General features: G+C 69.9%; 13 protein-coding genes and 1 pseudogene. 8 read left to right on the top strand and 6 right to left on the bottom strand.

Annotated elements, in window-relative coordinates; genetic code table 11:
- Positions 1 to 572: 572 nt before the first annotated feature.
- Positions 573 to 2285, bottom strand: a complete 1713-nt coding sequence (locus tag AB0N02_RS39025; RefSeq protein ID WP_363957706.1) for a helix-turn-helix domain-containing protein — start codon at positions 2283 to 2285, stop codon at positions 573 to 575.
- Between the two features lie 296 nt (positions 2286 to 2581).
- Between AB0N02_RS39025 and AB0N02_RS39020 the strand changes: the two genes are divergently transcribed.
- From AB0N02_RS39020 to AB0N02_RS39000, 5 genes are all read left to right on the top strand, one after another.
- The gene (locus AB0N02_RS39020) at positions 2582 to 3040 is read left to right on the top strand and encodes a hypothetical protein (RefSeq protein ID WP_363957703.1); all 459 of its coding nucleotides are present in this window, start codon (positions 2582 to 2584) and stop codon (positions 3038 to 3040) included.
- Positions 3041 to 3488: 448 nt separating this feature from the next.
- Complete coding sequence (locus AB0N02_RS39015) at positions 3489 to 3809, top strand: hypothetical protein (protein ID WP_363957700.1); 321 nt, start codon at positions 3489 to 3491, stop codon at positions 3807 to 3809.
- A 517-nt stretch (positions 3810 to 4326) separates the two neighbouring features.
- A complete protein-coding gene (locus AB0N02_RS39010; protein WP_363957697.1) occupies positions 4327 to 6390 on the top strand; it encodes a phosphocholine-specific phospholipase C in 2064 nt (687 codons plus the stop codon).
- 78 nt (positions 6391 to 6468) lie between these two features.
- On the top strand, positions 6469 to 7110 hold the full coding sequence (locus AB0N02_RS39005; RefSeq protein WP_363957694.1) for a response regulator transcription factor: 642 nt from the start codon (positions 6469 to 6471) through the stop codon (positions 7108 to 7110).
- Positions 7111 to 7162: 52 nt separating this feature from the next.
- Complete coding sequence (locus tag AB0N02_RS39000) at positions 7163 to 7585, top strand: pyridoxamine 5'-phosphate oxidase family protein (RefSeq protein ID WP_363957691.1); 423 nt, start codon at positions 7163 to 7165, stop codon at positions 7583 to 7585.
- Positions 7586 to 7699: 114 nt separating this feature from the next.
- Here AB0N02_RS39000 and AB0N02_RS38995 read toward each other — a convergent pair whose 3' ends face one another.
- From AB0N02_RS38995 to AB0N02_RS38975, 5 genes are all read right to left on the bottom strand, one after another.
- On the bottom strand, positions 7700 to 8470 hold the full coding sequence (locus tag AB0N02_RS38995) for a pirin family protein (RefSeq protein ID WP_363957688.1): 771 nt from the start codon (positions 8468 to 8470) through the stop codon (positions 7700 to 7702).
- Between the two features lie 25 nt (positions 8471 to 8495).
- The gene (locus tag AB0N02_RS38990; protein ID WP_363957685.1) at positions 8496 to 8693 is read right to left on the bottom strand and encodes a hypothetical protein; all 198 of its coding nucleotides are present in this window, start codon (positions 8691 to 8693) and stop codon (positions 8496 to 8498) included.
- Between the two features lie 120 nt (positions 8694 to 8813).
- Positions 8814 to 9791, bottom strand: a complete 978-nt coding sequence (cydB, locus tag AB0N02_RS38985; RefSeq protein ID WP_363957682.1) for a cytochrome d ubiquinol oxidase subunit II — start codon at positions 9789 to 9791, stop codon at positions 8814 to 8816.
- Between the two features lie 154 nt (positions 9792 to 9945).
- Positions 9946 to 11331: a cytochrome ubiquinol oxidase subunit I gene (locus tag AB0N02_RS38980; RefSeq protein ID WP_363957679.1), complete on the bottom strand. Its 1386-nt coding sequence runs from the start codon at positions 11329 to 11331 to the stop codon at positions 9946 to 9948.
- 245 nt (positions 11332 to 11576) lie between these two features.
- Positions 11577 to 12434 (bottom strand): universal stress protein, encoded by an 858-nt coding sequence (locus AB0N02_RS38975; RefSeq protein WP_363957676.1) that lies wholly within the window; start codon positions 12432 to 12434, stop codon positions 11577 to 11579.
- A gap of 374 nt (positions 12435 to 12808) precedes the next feature.
- On the opposite strand from AB0N02_RS38975, the gene AB0N02_RS38970 reads away from it, so the two are divergent.
- The 3 genes and pseudogenes from AB0N02_RS38970 to AB0N02_RS38960 all read left to right on the top strand — a co-directional run.
- Positions 12809 to 13279, top strand: a complete 471-nt coding sequence (locus AB0N02_RS38970; RefSeq protein ID WP_363957673.1) for a hypothetical protein — start codon at positions 12809 to 12811, stop codon at positions 13277 to 13279.
- A gap of 16 nt (positions 13280 to 13295) precedes the next feature.
- Positions 13296 to 13466: pseudogene (locus tag AB0N02_RS38965) on the top strand (5,10-methylene tetrahydromethanopterin reductase); the annotation flags it as partial.
- A gap of 672 nt (positions 13467 to 14138) precedes the next feature.
- Positions 14139 to 19012 (top strand): type I polyketide synthase (locus tag AB0N02_RS38960; RefSeq protein WP_363957670.1); only part of this gene is annotated, 4874 nt, incomplete at its 3' end.

Below are 19012 nucleotides of genomic sequence, written 5' to 3'. Positions count from 1 at the left end.
TGGGCGATGGCCAATCGCCTGTGCGGCGATGGCGATTCACCGGCGCCGCCCCACTGCCGGAGTGATCCATCACAGCGGCAAAGACAGTCAATACACCTCGATGGAGCATGTACGGAACGGTCAATGAAAATTAATCACTACATGTGCGGTTTTGGCAGCTCAGACCAATGAGCACAGGGAAAGACGATCGCTCTCCTAAGGCGGGTGCCCTTTAGCCGGTGGTGAGGCAGCAGCGCTTCGTGCCGCCGCGGTGGCGCCGGCTGCACTGCCCCTGAACGGGGCGCCCCTCCGGGGTGACCTACGGCCATGCGACCGGCCCCACCGCTACCTCACCAACCCGCATCCGTACCACCATGGCCCTGTCCTGTATCCAGCGCGCTTCCACCAGGCTCAAGATGCACTTTCGCCGAATCGGGAAAAGCAGCCTGCCGCCCTGCTTCCGCTCCTAATGACGGTCGCGCACCGGCCCGCAGGGCGAACTGCTGACGCACGCGGGCGAAGAGAGCGCGTCACACGACGACGGCCACCTTCGACCACCTGTGGAACGGTGATCACTGGTACGCGCCGGGGTGTCAGCGGCCCGGCTGGATCGTGATCAGTATTGGCTGTTCGGTGATCTGCAGAGTATGTGGAGCGGGCATCGAGCGTCCGTCCAAGAATCGGACGGTGTCGGCGCCGCGATCGGCCGGCATTGAGACGGTGCCCGATTCGGTCCAGCGGACGATGGCCCGGACAGGTCCTTGGCCGACCACGCTGTCCAGCACGAACTGGCATTGCCAGACCTGTTCTGGTAGCCCGTCGGGCGCGCTGTGACCACAGGAGGTGATGCGAGCGCCGGTCAGCCAGCGCTGGAGCGTGTCGACCGCGTGGGCTGCGGCGGTTGGTGGTCCGCCCACGGCCTGGAGCACGAGCGGGATCTTCGTGCCGCCCCAGTTGTAGAAGTACATGCGGTCGTATCGCACGTACATCCCGATCAGGTAGAAGCGCACCGCGTACGCGATGGCGTGCGCCTGGTCCAGTTTGTGATCTTGGGGGATCCGGTAGACGGTCCCGGTGCTCCACAGCCGCGGATGTACTCCGGCCTCATGGAACGTGCGATCGATGACGGCCGCAAGACGAACGAGGCTTTCGGGAGTGTCACCGTCGTGCTGCGGGGCGAGTTTCACACCTGCGGCATCGCACGCCTGGTACCCGCCGGCTGCGGCGAAGTCGCGCAGGAACTGCTGGGAGGCAGGTTCCCACAGGTTCCCGATCGAGGGGCACACGAGGGTCGCGGCTGGATCGGCTCGGCGGATGACCGCGGCGGCTTGCTGCGTCATGCGGGCCAGCGTCGCGGCATCGCCGGTGTAGAAGTGCGGTGAGGGCGCGAATGCCCACAGTTCGTAGGCGTCGATCCGGCCCGCGTATCGGGTCGCGACGGCCTTGACGAAGCGGACCCAATCCTTCAGGTCATCGGGGGGCGCCGTGCGTGACCCGTCGGGGTAGGGGCCGAGTGGCGCGCTCGGTGCCGCCCACTGGGGCGTGCCACCGAAGGTGTAGAGCACGGGGAGGTTCGCACGGTGTGCGGAGCCGACGAGGCGGTCCAGGGCGGTCCAGTCGAACTGGTTGCGCGCCGGTTCGAGCAGGGACCAGAGAGTTTCGCTGTCCCATAACCGGATCCCGCCGATCCGGAAGGTCGGCATGGCCCCGCTGCTGCTGTTGATCGTGACGCCGTAGAACCCTGCGGCTACCCGGGTGGGTGGCTGCGACCAGGCCGGGCCGGGAGTCCATTGCGGCGTCGGGCGCCCAGCCGTCTGCCCAGTCGGAGAAGAATCGGCCGCACTGATGACCAGCACGGCGGCCAGGACACAGGCAAGGGCGATGAAATGCATCGGCCAGCGGCCGCTGAGGACAGGGCGCCGGCCGTACACAGCGAATGCCGATGCCGGGTCCTGCGGGCGCGACACCGCTGCTGCGAAACCCGCCGCCGGATCCGCGGCGGGTGGAGGAGTCGGCGCCGGGCTCGGCGCCGAGGTCCAGAGATCGTCGGCGATGGGCTCGAGGCCGACTTCGAGGCGGACGGCGTCGGCTTGGGCCCACAGCCGGTACAGCTCCGCTAACTCCGCCTTGTTCGCCCCGCAGGACAGCGCTATCCGCTCCACCATTCCGTAGCTGTCCGGCAGGACCTGACCCCGGCAGTACCGATGCAATGTGGAGGCACTGACGCCACAGCGGCCAGCGAGTTCCGCGTAGCTGCAGCCGCTGTGTTCCTTCAGCGAGTGCAAGAGCGCGGCCAGTTCCGACACCTTCTCACCTAACCCCGTCGAGAATCCTCGTGTCCCAGCCCGGCGAAGCCGCGCAGGTCAAACCAGTCGCCGCATCCCAGGCACCAGCCGGGACGCGCACAGCTTGTGCCAGAGTCACGTGGCCCAGCAATCTCAAAGCGCCGAAATCCACCGGCAACAACGGGAAAGCGTTGGCGCCGACCAGGTCTATGCCGACAGGGGATTGACCGGTAACAACCGTGACCGGTCAGGCCTTGCGCAGCCCCTGACGGCATGTCGGGCCGGCAAAAGCAGAACGGATGATCAAGGAGGAAGGTTTGAACAACACGATCAGGCGACTCGCGATGCCAATGATCGGCACGCTGGTCGCATCCGTCACGGTTCTCGCGTCGCCCTCGCCTGCTCTGGCCGGCGGGTGCAACTGGTTGACGCCGTGCGGCGAGGCGCAGAACAACTCCCCGTGGACCATCCTCACGACCGAGGTGCTGGGCACCAAAGGCCCACACTGGTGCGACGTATGGAACAAGGACGGCGGCACGACCGACTCCCCGTGGCACGCTACGTGCGATCAGAAGCCGCTGGCTCCTGGCAAGCACAGGGGCGGCGGGAACGTCGACGTCGACGCAGTCACTTTCGCCGACCGCGACTACGTGGTCAAGGTGAATGGAAGGCTCGTGGGATGGAAGACAAGAGGCGTCTGGACGAGGATTCACAGCAACGAAGACGTAGTTTGTTTCAAGAATTCCAACGGCGACCCCATGTGTGAGGTCTACTGACGGGGCCGGTGTGTGGGCCCTCGCGTCTGTCCTGGCCGGACGGCGCGGTGCCTTTCTGCTCACACCGATCGTGAACAAACGGGGGCGGTGACAGTTCGACGGCCAGCACTCGCGGCGTCGAGCGGTAGACGGTTAGGTGCCGCGCTGTTGCCCGGAGCCTCCTGAAGGCGGTCGAGAGTGTGTACGGGCACCTCGGCAAGACCCAGACCGGTCCCCCGTGGCGCGTGGCGGGGACCGTTGGCCTGCAGTGTAGCTGCGGGCGTGCTGGCTACCGAGGTGCCTGAGAGGTTCGGGTGAGCAACGGAACGGCAGACAACCAGTTCGGGAAAATCCAGCAGACCGGGTTGGCTGAGGCCGTCGACTTGAAGGACCGTGAAAGCGCTCTCGGGATGCTGAAGGAGGCGGAGGAGGCCGCCCCGCGCCGAAGCTCGTGCTCGGCAAGGGGCACATGGCCACGTACAAGATCGGCGTGTCCATCGTTCTCGGCGACGCGGGAACCTCCGTAGAACACGCCAGAGCCATCTCCCCCGACGAGATACCGACGCTGGAACGTCGCGCCAGCTACTACACGGGCATAGCGGAGGCATACACCCTGTGGGGGAAGACCGACCGCGCGGTGCGCGCGTTGCTGATCGCCGAGAAGATCGCCCCCTCGGAGATACAGCGAACCGGCCCCCGGCAAGTGATCACTGATCTGCTTCACCGGGACAGGCACAGCAAGCTCTCCGGTCTGCGCACTCTCGCCCGCCGTTCCGGCGTCAGCCTCTGAGCGAGGTCAGCCGGGCGATTCGACCGTCCCCGCCGACGACTTTGTCCGTGCGAACTTGCGGGCCGTGTCGATGCGCTGCCGGGTCAGTTCGGCCCAGAAGGGTTCGCCGTGTCGGTGGCCGCTTCCGGCGTAGCGCCACTCGGAGAGAGTAATCGTCGTGATTCCCGGCGGGATCAGGCAGGCCAAGAGTCGGCCGAGCGTGTGGGCCCGGTGCCGTGAAAGGCCGCCAGGGACGAAGCGGGAGTGGATCATCCGTCGTGCGTTCGGCTGGTGGGGACGTGGACAGGTGCGGGCGGGGTGCTTCGGCGAAGCGACAGCACCACGGGAGGGCGGACATGGCCCGGTGGGCGCAGCGGTCCGTGACTCCGCATCACGGGTGGGGCACAAGATACGAGTCTTCTATATGCCCCATAGGACGACAGGTCGTTCGCGTCATCTGATCGACACCCTCCGATAAAGGGCCGGTTCCCTCGCGTTGAGAGCCTTCCCCGGTCTCTTCGTTGGAAGGAAGTCCCTCATGTCCGAAGGTCCCTCGCGGCGGCGGTTCCTCACCGTCGGCGCAGGAGTGCTCGCCGCCTCGATGCTGCCCCCCTCGGTTCACCGGGCGATGGCGATGCGGGTGCCCGCGGGCGGCCTGTCCGCGATCAAGCACGTGGTGTTCCTCATGCAGGAGAACCGCTCGTTCGACCACTACTTCGGCACCCTGCGCGGCGTACGCGGATACGGCGACCGCAACGCGATCCGGCTGCCGAACGGCAAGACCGTCTTCCAACAGCCCTCCCCCGGCGGCGACGTACTGCCCTTCTCGGTCCGCGAGGCCGCCGGGCTCGTCGGCAAGGACCTGCAGTGGATCTCCGCCCTGGCCCACGGCTGGAACGACGGCCAGGCCGCCGCCGCCAAGGGCTGGCACAACGGCTGGATCGGCGCCAAGACCCCGGCCACCATGACCCACTACGAACGCCAGGACATCCCCCTGCAGTACGAACTCGCCGACACCTTCACCGTCTGCGACCACTACTTCTGCTCGGTACTGTCCTCCACCAGCCCCAACCGCAACTACCACGTCAGCGGCCACACCGGCTACGAACCCGGCACCGCCAAACGCGCCATCGACAACGCCGCCTACAGCGAGGACACCCACACCGGCTACACCTGGGCCAACGCCGGAGAAGTCCTGGAGGCCGCCGGCCACTCCTGGCGCGTCTACCACGAATGGGATAACTACCAGGACAGCAACTTGGAGTTCTTCGCACGGTTCCGGCAGATCGCCCGTAAGGCGCTGCTCGGTGACTTCCGGAGCATGGACTCCTTCTACGGCGCGGTGCGGTCGGCGTCGGAGCCGGAGCGGCAGCGGTTGCTGGCCCGCCTGGAGGAGGGGGTGGCGCTGCTGACCCCGCAGGAGCGCTCGCTGTTCGACCGGGCGCTGCGCCGGGTGCCGGCCAAGACGCTGGCGCAGGCCTTCCGGGCCGACGTGGAGTCGGGCAGGCTGCCCCGGGTGAGCTACATCGTGCCGTCGGCGGCCGACTCGGAGCACCCCTCGGCGTCGTCCCCGATCCAGAGCGCGCAGATCACCTACGACATCCTCGACGCGATCGCCTCGACCCCCGAGGTGTGGCAGTCGACGGCGCTGTTCATCACCTACGACGAGAACGACGGCTTCTTCGACCACATGCCGCCGCCGCTGCCGCCCGCCGAGCGGACCGAGGAGTTCTACAACGGCAACCCGATCGGGCTGGGCGTCCGGGTGCCGATGACGGTCGTCTCGCCGTGGACCGTCGGCGGGTACACCTGCTCGCAGATCTTCGACCACTCCTCGACCGTACGGTTCCTGGAGACCTGGCTGGGCGTGAGCTTCCCCGACGTCTCCCCCTGGCGGCGCACGGTCTCCGGCGACCTGACCTCCGCGTTCGACTTCGGTGCCGCCGGTCCGCGGCCCGCTCCCGCCAGGCCCGCGCCGGTGCCCGCCTTCAGCGGACGCTGGCGCCCCACTCCCCCCGCCCAGCAGCGGCTGCCGGTCCAGGAGGAGGGCACCCGTCCCGCCAGGCCGCTGCCGTACCAGCTGAACTCGTGGGTCAGGCTGCTGGGCACCTCGCTGGAGGTGACCCTGGCCAACGCCGGACGGGACAGCGCGCACCTGACGCTCTACCCCTACGCGGGTGAGTTCGCCCTGCCGCTGCAGCTGGACGTCCTGGGCGTCACCACCCGCGGCGTCGAGGTGAAGGACCGCTACGACCTGGTCCTGACCGGGCCGAACGGCTTCCGCCGTGAGTTCGCCGGATCCCTGTCCGGTAAGGCGGCCAGGGTCCAGGTGCAGCAGGTGATCGACATCGACCCGCGGAAGGTCCGGATCGAGATCACCAACCTCGGCGACAGCCGCCTGACCCTGAAGGTCCGGGCCAACGCCTACGGCGACAAGGAGCAGACCGTGCCGCTGCGGGCGGGCCAGTACCGTCAGGTCGTCTGGCCGGTCGAGGCCTCGGAGGGATGGTACGACCTCCAGATCACCTGCGAGGAGGACCCCTCGTACGCGCGCCGCCTGATGGGCCATGTCGAGAACGGCCGTCCCAGCGTCACCGGCTGAACCGGCTGACCGGCCCACCGGCCGGGCAGGGACCTTCGCCCCTACCCGGCCGGCGCCGAAAGGGACTAACGTCGGAGCATGATTCGCGTGTTTCTCGTAGACGATCATGAGGTGGTACGGCGGGGCGTGGCTGCGCTGCTGGAGTCCGAGGACGACATCGAGGTCATCGGTGAGGCGGGAACCGCGGAGTCGGCGGTGGCCCGCATTCCGGCGCTCAGGCCGGACGTGGCGGTGCTGGACGTACGGCTGCCCGACGGCAGCGGGGTGGACGTGTGCCGCGAGGTGCGGTCGGCGATTCCGGGGCTGGCCTGCCTGATGCTGACCTCGTTCGCCGACGACGAAGCCCTGTTCAACGCGGTGATGGCGGGCGCGTCCGGTTATGTCCTGAAGCAGATCCACGGCTCGGACCTGATCGGCGCGGTGCGGACGGTCGCCTCCGGCCAGTCGCTGCTGGATCCGCAGACCACCTCCACCATGCTGCGGCGGCTGCGCGACCAGACGAGCGTCAAGGACCCGCTGGCCGCCCTGTCGGACCAGGAGCGGCAGATCCTGGAGCTGATCGGTGAGGGACTGACGAACCGGCAGATCGGCGAGCGGATGTTCCTGGCCGAGAAGACCGTCAAGAACTACGTCTCGAACCTGCTGTCCAAGCTCAGCATGCAGCGCCGTACCCAGGTGGCGGCGCTGGCGGCGCGGATGAAGGCGGACCGCCAGCAATGACGGGACTTTCGCCTCTGATCGGAAGCGTGTCCTCTCACGCAAAGTGGTGAGCATGAAACTCGACTCCCCCGGTTCGCGGGCGCTCTCCCGCCAGGAGTGCCGGGAGCTGCTCTCCACCGCCGGAATCGGGCGGATCGTGTTCACCGACCGTGCCCTGCCCGCGGTACAGCCCGTCGCCTTCTGCCTGGACGGCGCCGACATCGTCATCCGCGTCATGGCGGGCTCGAAGCTCGCGACGGCGGCGAGCGGCACCGTGGTCGCCTTCGAGGCCGACGAGTTCGACGTCGCGACGCGCACCGGGTGGTCGGTCACCGTCGTCGGCCACGCGAGAGCGGTCTACGCACCCGAGGAGATCCTCCGGCTGGAGGGGCTTCCGCTGGCTCCGTGGTCACCCGGCGGTCGCGACTACTTCATCACGATCCGCACCGAGCAGATCAGCGGCCTTCGCGTGCGGCACGAGGATCCGCTCGGCTGATCCCGCCGTCTCCGGCGGGGAGGAGGGCCACGCGAGAAGCCGTCACGAACGGGATCGGGTGAGGGTGAGGGCGAGGGCGAGGCCGGGTGAGGGTGAGGCGGCCCGTTGCCCGGCCTACCAGCCGGAGACGGTGGCGTGCATCTCCCAGACGAGGATCTCGGCCGGCTCGGTCGCGGTGACCCGGTACCCGCCGGTCGCGGTGAACCGTACGGCGTCGCCCTCGGCCAGGACTCCCGCGTCCTCCAGGGTGACGGTGCCCCGCGGCACGAACAGGTGCAGGAAGGGCGCCTCGGGAAGCGTGACCGAGTCACCGGCGTCGAGCCGTGCCGCGTACAGCGCGGCGTATTTGTTCTTGATGCGGATCGCGGACGCGCCGTCGTGCTTGGCCATGCCGGAGGCGACCGGGACCAGGCCGCCGCGCATGAGCTCGTCGTCGATCTCCAGCTGCTCGTAGCCGGGGGTGATGCCGCCCTCGTCGGGCAGCACCCACATCTGGACGAAGTGCACGGGGTCGGTGTGCTCGGAGCCGCCCTGCAGGCGCCAGGAGTCGTTCTTCTCCGAGTGCAGGATCCCGGTGCCCGCGCTCATCCGCTGCGCCAGGCCCGGATAGATCACCCCCGAGTGCCCGGTCGAGTCCTGGTGGACCAGGGAGCCGGCGAGCACCCAGGTGACGATCTCCATGTCCTGGTGCGGGTGCGTCTCGAAGCCGGTTCCGGGGAGGACGACGTCGTCGTTGTTGACCAGGAGCAGGCCGTGGTGGGTGTTGAGCGGGTCGTAGTGCCTGGAGAAGGAGAACGAGTGCTTCGAGTCCAGCCATGACAGCTTGGTCTTGAACCTGTCGTCACGGCGGCGGATGTCCACCGTCGGCGGCAGGGGCGCGGTCATCTCGCTCATCGTTCCCCCGGGTCGGTCATCGGTGGTCGGCGGGCACCGGTCGCCCGTTCTCCAACGCCTCGATCGAGATGACGGCCGCGGTCGTCGTGGGGTGGAGTCTCGCGCAGTACTGCTCGGCGATCTCGGCGCAGATGGCCGCGGCCTGCTCGCAGATGGGAGGTCCGAGGTCGGCCGCGTTGAGCGCCATGATCATTTCATACCTGAGGTCTTCCACGGCGGCGCCCCTTCCGTCTTGCGGCCCAACCCCGTACTCCCTCGGTCTGCCCCGCACGGTGGCGCGGCTATTCGGATCGATCGCAAAAATTCCGCGATATCCCCTGATTCAGCCGGAGGGTCACACCCTGTGCTGCGTGATGCGGCGGCGGAACACCCAGTAGGTCCAGCCCTGGTAGGCCAGGACGACGGGAGTGAAGATCACCGCGACCCAGGTCATCACCGTGAGCGTGTAGGGCGTCGAGGAGGCGTTGTGGACGGTCAGGCTGTTGGCCGGGTTCAGGGCGGGCATCACGTTGGGCCACAGGTTGCCGAACAGCGTGACGGTGACCGCGATGATCGCCACCGCGCTGGCCGCGAAGGCCCAGCCGTCCCGGTTGCGCAGAGTCGCCGCCAGCGAGATCACGATCCCGGCGGCGGCCACGGCGGCGCTGATCCAGGTGGCGGGCTTGCCCGTGATGAGCTGGGTGATCACCAGGAAGAGGCCGCCCGCGACGAGCGCGGCCAGGGCCAGTGCCCTGGTGAGGGCGGCGGCCCGCGTCCGCAGGTCGCCGGTGGTGCGCAGGGTCAGGAACAGCGAGCCGTGCAGGGTGAACAGCGCGAGCGTGGCCAGACCGCCCAGCAGCGCGTAGGGGTTGAGCAGGGTGAGCAACGTGCCGGTGTACTCGTGATCGGCGTCCAGCGGGACACCCCGGACGATGTTGGCGAACGCCACGCCCCACAGGAAGGCGGGCAGCAGTGACCCGAAGAACATGGCACGGTCCCAGCCGCGTGGGCTGTCGCTCTTGCCGCGGTACTCGATGGCGACGCCGCGCAGGATCAGCGCGACCAGGATGAGGAACAGCGGCAGGTAGAAACCGGAGAACAGGGTGGCGTACCACTCGGGGAAGGCTGCGAAGGTCGCACCTCCCGCGACGATTAGCCAGACCTCGTTGCCGTCCCAGACGGGCCCGATCGTGGCCAGGATCGTCCTACGGTCGCTCTCGTCCTTTCCGAGGAAGGGCAGCAGGATGCCGACGCCGAAGTCGAACCCCTCCAGAACGAAGTAGCCGGTCCACAGTAGGGCGATGAGCAGGAACCAGACGGTGGTGAGTTCCATGAGCGGTCCTTAGTGAGGATCCTCGTCCTCAGGTCGTGATCCTCACCGGGAAGATCGGATCTTCGGAAGAAGTCTGTTGTCGGAGGAGGAGGGGTTCCCGTGGGACGTTCCCTCGGGGCGTTCCCCTTGGGCGTTTCCACGGGAGGGAGGGCGGTCAGTAGGAGAGCGCGGGAACGGTGTCCGCCTTCTCGGGTCCGGGCTCGTCCTCCGGGCCGCGCCGGATGAACTTCACCAGCAGCCCGACCTCGATGATCGCGAGCACCCCGTAGAGCAGGGTGAACCCGGTCAGGGTGAGCGCGGCCTCGGTGACCGAGACGCCGGGTGAGACCGCCGCCGCCGTCTTTTTGAGGCCGAAGACGATCCACGGCTGCCGGCCCATCTCCGTGAAGATCCACCCCAGCGAGTTGGCGAGGACCGGCAGGCCGATGCTCAGGATGCCGATCCGGTAGAACCACGGGTTCTTCGGCAGCCGCTTGCCGCGGAGGAACCAGAGACCGGCGAAGGCGATCAGCGCGGCGAGCACCCCGAAGCCGATCATCAGGCGGAAGGACCAGTAGGTCACGCCGATGATGGGACGGTAGTCGCCGGGGCCGTACTGGGCCTCGTACCGGGTCTGGATGTCGTTGATGCCCTCGACGCGGCCGTGCAGGGTGTCGGTCGCCAGCAGGCTGAGGCCGTACGGGATCTGGATGTTGATGTGGTTGCGGCCGTTCTCGACGTCGCCGACGGCGAAGATCGAGAAGCCGGCGGAGGTCTCGTCGTCCCACAGCGCCTCGGCCGCGGCCATCTTCATCGGCTGCTGCCTGGTCATGATCTGCGCCTGCAGGTGGCCGCTGACCACGACGCCCACCGCGGCGACCAGGGTGACGATCATCCCGACCCGGGCCGAGGTGCGGAACAGCTCGACGTGTTTCCTCTTGAGGATCTGCCAGGCACTCACCCCGAGGATGAACATTCCCGCGGCGATGAACGCGCCGAAGATGACGTGCGGGAAGGTGACCAGGTTCGTGGAGTTGATGAGCACCGCCCAGATGTCGGTGAGCTCGGCGCGGCCGGTCTGCGGGTTGATGCGGTAGCCGACCGGGTGCTGCATCCACGAGTTGGCCGCCAGGATGAAGTAGCCGGACAGGGTGGTGCCGATCGCCACCGCCCAGATCGACGCCAGGTGCAGCCGGGGCGGCAGCCTGTCCCATCCGAAGATCCACAGACCGAGGAAGGTGGACTCTAGGAAGAAGGCGATGAGGCCCTCCATCGCCAGCGGGGCGCCGAACACGTCGCCGACGAAGCGGGAGTACTCACTCCAGTTCATTCCGAACTGGAACTCCTGCACGATGCCGGTGACCACGCCCATCGCGAAGTTGATCAGAAAGAGCTTTCCCCAGAACTTCGTCAGCCTCAGATAGGTGGGATTCCCCGTACGGTGCCACGCGGTCTGCAAGCCCGCGACGATGGCCGACAGGCCGATCGTCAGCGGGACGAACAAGAAGTGGTAGACCGTCGTTATCCCGAACTGCCAGCGCGACAGGTCCAAGACGTCCATGGGTGGTGCTCCGTCTCACAGGTGGTGTCGTCCGCAAGCGTCTCGAAACGCCGAAGGCCCGCCGTAGGGCCGGCGGGCCTCCTTAGGAGGGACTTTCGTCCCGAACGTTCCTCTCCTCGTACCCTCGGTCTCATCCCCGGATCTCCATGGATCCCCAAACTCCTCCCGGGATCCCTAAAATCTCCCGGCCGAATCCTCTGTGAATCCCCGGAGAATCCCCACGGTCAGCCGGAGATCGGCGTGGGTCATCCCTCGCCCCGGGCACGCACCACCGCGACGGGACAGTCGGCGTGGTGCAGCACTCCGTGACTGACCGAGCCGAGCACGGCCGAGCCGAGCCCGCCCAGCCCCCGTGATCCGACGACGACCAGGTCCGCGGTCGCCGACGCCTCACCGAGCGCGAGGACGGGATGCCCGTAGAGCACCGTCTCCTGGAGCTCGACCTGCGGGTATTTGTCCTGCCAGGGGGCGAGGGTCTCCGCGGCGAGGCGCCGCTCGCCCTCGGAGATGTCCTCGACCAGCGGCGTGTAGGCGGTGGCACTCGCCGCGATGAAGGGCAGCTGCCAGGTGTGCAGCGCGCGCAGCCGCGCGCCGCGCCGGGCTGCCTCCTGGAAGGCGTACTCCAGCGCGGCCTCGGACGCCGGGGAGCCGTCGAAACCGACGACGATCTCGTCGTGCGCCCGCCGTACTCCCTCACCTCTGAGCACCACGACGGGAGTGGCCACGTGCCCGGCCAGCGAGAGGGAGACGGAGCCGAGCAGCAGCCCGGCGAACCCTCCGCGTCCACGGCTGCCGACCACGACCTGCTCGGCGTCCTCGGCCTCGCGCCGCAGGACCTCCGCCGCCCTGCCAATCTCAAGCGAGGTCTCCACGGTGACACCCGGAGCGTGCCGCCGCGCCAGTTCGGCCGCCGCGTCGAGCACACCGCGGGCCTGTTCCGCCAGGGAGTCGTCGAAGCCGGCCGGGGCGTCACGTCCCCACTCCTCACGCACGTGGACGATCCTCAGCACGCATCCGCGCCGTACCGCGTCGTCCGCCGCCCACTCGACCGCGGCGTCCGCCGAGGACGACCCGTCTGTCCCTACCACCACATGCGCTGCCATATCGGCCTCCTTGGTCTCTGCCCTCATACGATCACCCCCCTGCCCGAAACGCAGCGGCCGAAAGACCCGCGCGCCGGGGACTTCCGGCCCGGGCCGTGCCGGGAGGGCGGCCCCGCCGCGACCGCGGCGCGGGATACGGCCCCGCCGGGACGGGCATACCCATATGGTCACCGGTTCGAGGAAGCCGGTTGGAGACCGGCTCACGCAAGCAGGTTCGGGGGAACGCGCATGTCATACGGACGGGGTGCGACCACCAGGAAACGGCGTCCGGGAGCGAGGATCGCCTGTTCCGTCGGCGGCGGGATCGCCGGGACACCCGGGCACGCCCGCACGGCCGCACGGGACGCGTGGTCGCGGAGACAGGGGTGCCGGACATGAGCATCGGGGCCGGGGTCGCCGCCGGGGCGGCGGGCACCACCGCACTGGACACCGTCTCCTACCTGGACATGGTCGTACGCGGCCGGCCTGCGAGCGACGTGCCCGCCGAGGCCGCCGACGAGCTGGCGAGCCGGGCCGGCGTCGATCTCGGTCCGGGGGACCAGGGCGACAACAGGCGCGCGGGCCTGGGCGCGCTGCTGGGATACGCGGCCGGTCTCGGGGTCGGCGCGCTGTACGGCCTGCTTCCCGGCGACCGGCGCCCTCCCCTGCCGGTGGCCGCGCTGGGACTGTCCGCGGCCGCGATGGCCGCGGGCGACATCCCCCTGGCCGCGCTCGGGGTGACCGACCCCCGCCGCTGGGACGCGACCTCGTGGGTCTCGGACGTCCTCCCGCACCTGGCCTACGGGCTGACGACCGCGCTGGTCTACGCGCGCCTGACCCGTCCTCGCCCCGTCCGCCGGAGATGACGGCGCCGCCGGGACGCTCACGGCGGGCAGCCCCCAGGAGGTCGTCGACAGGACCCTGACCTTCCGGGAGTCCTTCGGCGACCACCGGCGCAGGCTGTTCCCGATGGACCACGCGGGACCGCCGCCGAAGACCGTGCTGGAGCGGCTCGACATCCTCGGCGGGAAGGCCGTGCCCGGCTCCCGGAAATCGCGGCCGGTCTCCCCCCTCGCCCCGGCCGTGAACCGTCTCCCACACCTTCCCTTTTAACCCGTGAAGCCTATTTTCACGTTAAGCACCTCCCGTCGGGACGTCCAATTACGATTCTTAATGAATGAAGGCAAAGAAACTCTTATGGCCAGCCAGACTAAGGGGATATCCTAGAATCCCGCTTGACTTTGTCGGGAAATTTATGCGACCGTCGACGGTGTGAATAGGGAATTATCTGAAACCGAGTGCCCGCCCCCGGACGGCAGGCGGGCCGGGCCGGCCTGTCCCTGAGTCCTGCCCGCGCCGCGCCGCCTCCGCTGGAAAGAGACCCTGACGGCAGGCTTGTTCTCCTGCGGCGACGGACGACGGCGGACGACACGTCCCCACCGCATTCCCTTTGACATGCCATTTAATTGCGGCCTCCGCATGGCATTCGACGGACATTCGAGCACGCCTGCGCCGAAACTCCGGGAAGTGGGGGACCACGGGACGGCGGGCGCCACGGATATTCCATCACACGACACCGGCCATACGGCGAAGACGACCGGAGAAGTGCTTCAGGCGCGACAACGGCACGACAAGAGGCGGATATTCACAATGGCAGGACACGGGCCAACGGAAACGACCCGACCGGGCGGAGCGGGTCAGGGGACGGCCGAGGGAGCGATCGCGGTGATCGGGCTCGCCTGCCGGCTGCCCGGCGCGCGGAACCCGGCGGAGCTGTGGGAGCTGCTGCGGTCGGAACGTGACGCGATCGGCGAGCCGTCGGAGGGACGGCTGCTCGCCGATCCCCGGATCGCGGGCCACCGGGGCGGGTTCCTCGACGACGTCGACCTGTTCGACGCGGCCTTCTTCGGCGTCTCCCCCCGCGAGGCCGCGGCCATGGATCCCCAGCAGCGGCTGGTCCTGGAGCTGGCCTGGGAGGCCCTGGAGGACGCCGGGCTGCCGCCCGCCGGTCTGGCGGGCGCCGGGGGCGGGGTGTTCCTCGGCGCCATGGCCTCCGACTACGCCACCCTCCTGTACCAGCGGGGGGACGAGGCGATCACCCGGCACACCCTCGCGGGGCTTACCCGCGGGATCCTCGCCAACCGGATCTCCTACTTCCTCGGCCTGCGCGGTCCCAGCCTCACGGTGGACACCGCCCAGTCGTCGGCGCTGGTCGCGGTGCACCTGGCCTGCGAGAGCCTGCGCTCGGGTGAGTCCGCCCTGGCTCTGGCGGGCGGGATCAACCTCAACCTGGTCCCGGAGAGCACAGTGACCGCCGACCGGTTCGGCGGTCTGTCACCGGACGGGCGGTGCTTCACCTTCGACGCCCGCGCCAACGGCTACGTCCGGGGCGAGGGGGGCGGCCTCGTCGTGCTCAAGCCGCTGGCGCGGGCGCTGGCCGACGGGGACGACGTGTACGCCGTCATCCTCGGCGGCGCGGTCAACAACGACGGGGCGACCAGCGCGCTCACCGTGCCCGACGCCTCCGCCCAGGAGGAGGTCGTGCGCCTGGCCGTGAGCCGGGCCGGGATCGACGGCGCGGCCGTACAGGTCGTCGAGCTGCACGGCACCGGGACGAAGGTCGGCGACCCCGTCGAGGCCGCCGGGCTCGGCGCGGCCCTGGGCGCCGCCAGGCCCGCCGGGCAGCCGCTGGTCGTGGGCTCGGTCAAGACGAACATCGGGCACCTGGAAGGCGCGGCGGGCATCGCCGGACTGCTCAAGACCGTCCTGAGCATCCGCAACCGCGAGGTCCCGGCCAGCCTCAACTTCGAGACGCCCAACCCGCGGATCGACCTCGACGCCCTGAACCTGCGGGTGGCCCGGACGACGGGTCCCTGGCCGCGGCCCGACGCCCCGCTCCTCGCGGGGGTCAGCTCCTTCGGCGTCGGAGGCGTGAACTGCCACCTCGTGCTCGGGGAGGCGCCCGCGGACGTCCCCGCCGGATCCGTGGCCGGCGTTCCCGCCGGGCCGGGGGCCGCCGGTCCCGGCGTCCCGCCCGCCGTACCCCTGGTGCTGTCGGCCCGGGACCCCGCCGCGCTGCGCGAGCAGGCCGGGAGACTGCACGGCTCCGCGGCGCTCGACGGGGATCTGTCCGACCTCGCGTTCTCGCTGGCCACCACCCGGACCGCGTTCGAACACCGGGCGGTGCTGGTCGGGACGGACCGGGAGGAGCTGCGGGACCGGCTCCTGGCGTTCGGCACGGGCGGGCGGGCTCCGGGGACGATCCAGACCCCGGTTCCGGGCCTGGTCCAGGGCACGGTCCGCGACCTCGGCCGCACCGTGTTCGTCTTCCCCGGCCAGGGCGGGCAGTGGGCGGGCATGGGCCGCGAACTGGCCGAGGCCTCACCGGTGTTCGCCGGACACCTGGAGGCCGTCGCGAACGCCCTGCGACCGCACGTGGACTGGTCGCCGGCCGACGTGCTGCGCGACCTTCCCGGCGCGCCCTCGCTGGACCGGGTGGACGTCGTCCAGCCCGTGCTGTTCGCGGTCATGGTCGCGCTCGCCCGGCTCTGGGAGTCGTTCGGCGTCCGTCCCGACGCCGTGATCGGCCACTCCCAGGGGGAGATCGCCGCCGCCCACGTGGCCGGGGCACTGACCCTGGAGGACGCCGCCGCGATCGTGGTGCTCCGCAGCCAGGCCCTGGCCGCGATCTCCGGACGCGGCGGGATGGCGTCGGTCCCGCTGCCCGTCGCACAGGTCAGGCCGAGGCTCGCGCGCTGGGACGGGCGGCTGAACATCGGCGCCGTCAACGGCCCCTCGGCCACCGTGGTCTCGGGCGACGCGGACGCGCTGGACGAGTTCGTCGCCCTCTACCAGGCCGAGGGCGTCCCGGTACGGCGCGTGCAGATCGACTACGCCTCGCACTCCGCCCACGCGGAGGCCGTACGGGACCGGCTGCTGGAGTTCCTGCCACGGTACGGCTCGCGCGGCACGGACGTCGCGTTCTACTCCAGCGTCACCGGCGGCCTGCTCGACACCGCCGAACTCGACGCCGGCTACTGGTACCGCAACCTCCGGCAGACCGTCGACTTCGACCGGGCCGTCCGGAGCGCGCTGGGCGCGGGCCACAACGTCTTCGTCGAGGTCGGCCCGCATCCGATCCTGTCCGTGGGACTCGGGCAGATCCTGGAGGACGCGGCCGGGGACGTCCCCGGCGCGCTCGACGGCCTGGTGACCGGAACGCTACGACGCGGCGACGGCGGGCCCGACCGGTTCCTGCGGGCGCTCGCCCAGCTGTACGTGCACGGCTCGCCGGTCGACTGGACGCGCGCGGTACGGCAGGGCGCGCGCCGCCTGCCGCTGCCCACCTACGCCTTCCAGCGCAACCGCCACTGGCTCGACACCACCGGCGACACCGTTACCGCCACCGCGGCCGGGGCCGGGGCGGGGGCCGGGGCCGGGGCGGGGCCGCGGGAAGCCGAGGGGGGAGAGGCCGTCGGCGCGCCGGCCACCTGGATCTCCGGGCTGTCCGAGGAGGAGCAGGAACAGGCCGTGCTCGACCTGGTGGTCTCCGCCACCGCCGCGGTCCTCGGGCACGACGCCCCCGAAACCGTGACCGCCGGCCGTACGTTCAGGGACCTGGGACTCGACTCCCTCGGCGCGGTCGAGCTGCGCGACAGCCTGTCCGCCGCGACCGGCCTGACGATCTCCAGCACCGTCACCTTCGACCACCCCACACCCGCCGCTCTCGCACGGTACCTGCACGCCGAGGCGGCGGGCCGTACGACCGAGCCCGCCACGGCCGTCACCCGTGCCGAGACCTCGGCGGAGCACGAGCCGATCGCACTCGTCGCGATGGCCGGGCGGTGGCCGGGCGGAGCCGACACCCCCGAGAGGCTCTGGGACCTCGTGCTGAGCGGGACCGACGCCATCGGGCCCTTCCCCGCCAACCGGGGATGGGACGTGGACGCGCTCTACGACCCCGACGCGGTACGGCCCGGTACCTCCACCACCGGGCAGGGCGGTTTCCTGCACGAGGCCGACCGGTTCGACGGTGAGTTCTTCGGCATCGGTCCCCGCGAGGCGGCGGCGATGGACCCGCAGCAACGGCTGCTGCTGGAGGTGGCGTGGGAGACCTTCGAGCGGGCCGGGATCGTGCCGGAGTCGCTGAAGGGCAGCCGTACGGGAGTGTTCGTCGGGATGACGCCGCTGGACTACGGCCCGCGCCTGCACGAGACGTCCCAGGCGGCGGAGGGGTACGCGCTGACCGGTACCGCGGCGAGTGTGGCGTCCGGACGGATCTCCTACATCCTGGGGCTCGAGGGCCCGGCGGTGACGGTGGACACCGCGTGCTCGTCGTCGCTGGTGGCGCTGCACCTGGCGGTACGGTCGCTGCGCTCCGGAGAGTCCGACCTGGCACTGGCGGGCGGGGTGACCGTCATGTCCACCCCGGGAATGTTCACGGAGTTCTCCCGGCAGGGCGGGCTGGCCTCCGACGGCCGCTGCAAGGCGTTCTCCTCGTCCGCGGACGGCACCGGCTGGGCCGAGGGCGCCGGGCTGCTTCTGGTCGAACGTCTGTCGGACGCCCGCCGTCACGGCCACCGGGTGCTGGCCGTCATCCGCGGCACCGCCATCAACCAGGACGGCGCCTCCAACGGACTGACCGCCCCCAACGGGCTCGCCCAGCAGCGGGTGATCCGGCAGGCGCTGGAGGACGCGGGGCTGACCGGCGCCGACGTGGACGCCGTCGAGGCTCACGGCACCGGCACCACCCTCGGCGACCCCATCGAGGCCCAGGCGCTGCTGGCCGCCTACGGCCGGGACAGGCGGACCGACCGCCCCCTGTGGCTGGGGTCGCTGAAATCCAACATCGGCCACACCCAGGCCGCCGCCGGAGTCGGCGGGGTCATCAAGATCGTGCAGGCCATCCGGCAGGGGATGCTGCCCCGGACACTCCACGCCGACCGTCCGTCGGAGCACATCGACTGGGCCGACGGCGGGATCTCACTGCTGACCGAGACCGTTCCCTGGCCGCGAACGGGCCGGGTCAGGCGCGCGGGTGTGTCGTCGTTCGGAATCAGCGGCACCAACGCCCACGTCATCGTCGAGCAGGCCCCCGAAGACGCGGAGCCAGGCGCCGCCACGGTTTCCCCCTCTGGAACGGGACGCGAAACGGGGACGCCGCCGACGGTGCCGCTGGTCGTCTCGGGCCGCTCACCCGCCGCGCTGGGCGCCCAGGCCGCCCGCCTGGCCGATCACCTGCGCACCCACCCCGACCTCGACCCCACCGACCTGGCCCTGTCCCTCGCCACCACCCGCACCACCTTCGAACACCGCGCCGTCATCCTCGGCCACGACCACACCCAACTCACCCACCGACTCCACGACCTGGCCACCGGAAACACCACCGGAAACGGCATCGTCACCCCCACCCCCAACACCCCCGCAACCGCCGCCGGAACCCACCTGACCTACCTGTTCACCGGCCAGGGCAGCCAACGCACCGGCATGGGCCGCCAGCTGTATGACACCTTCCCCGCCTTCACCACCGCCTTCGACACCCTCACCACCCTCTTCGACCACCACCTGGCCGCACACACCACCATCCCCCTCCACGACGT

The sequence above is a fragment of the Streptosporangium sp. NPDC051022 genome (assembly GCF_040683035.1).
In the GTDB taxonomy this organism is placed as follows: domain Bacteria; phylum Actinomycetota; class Actinomycetes; order Streptosporangiales; family Streptosporangiaceae; genus Streptosporangium.
This window is presented reverse-complemented; position numbering and strand designations above follow the sequence as displayed.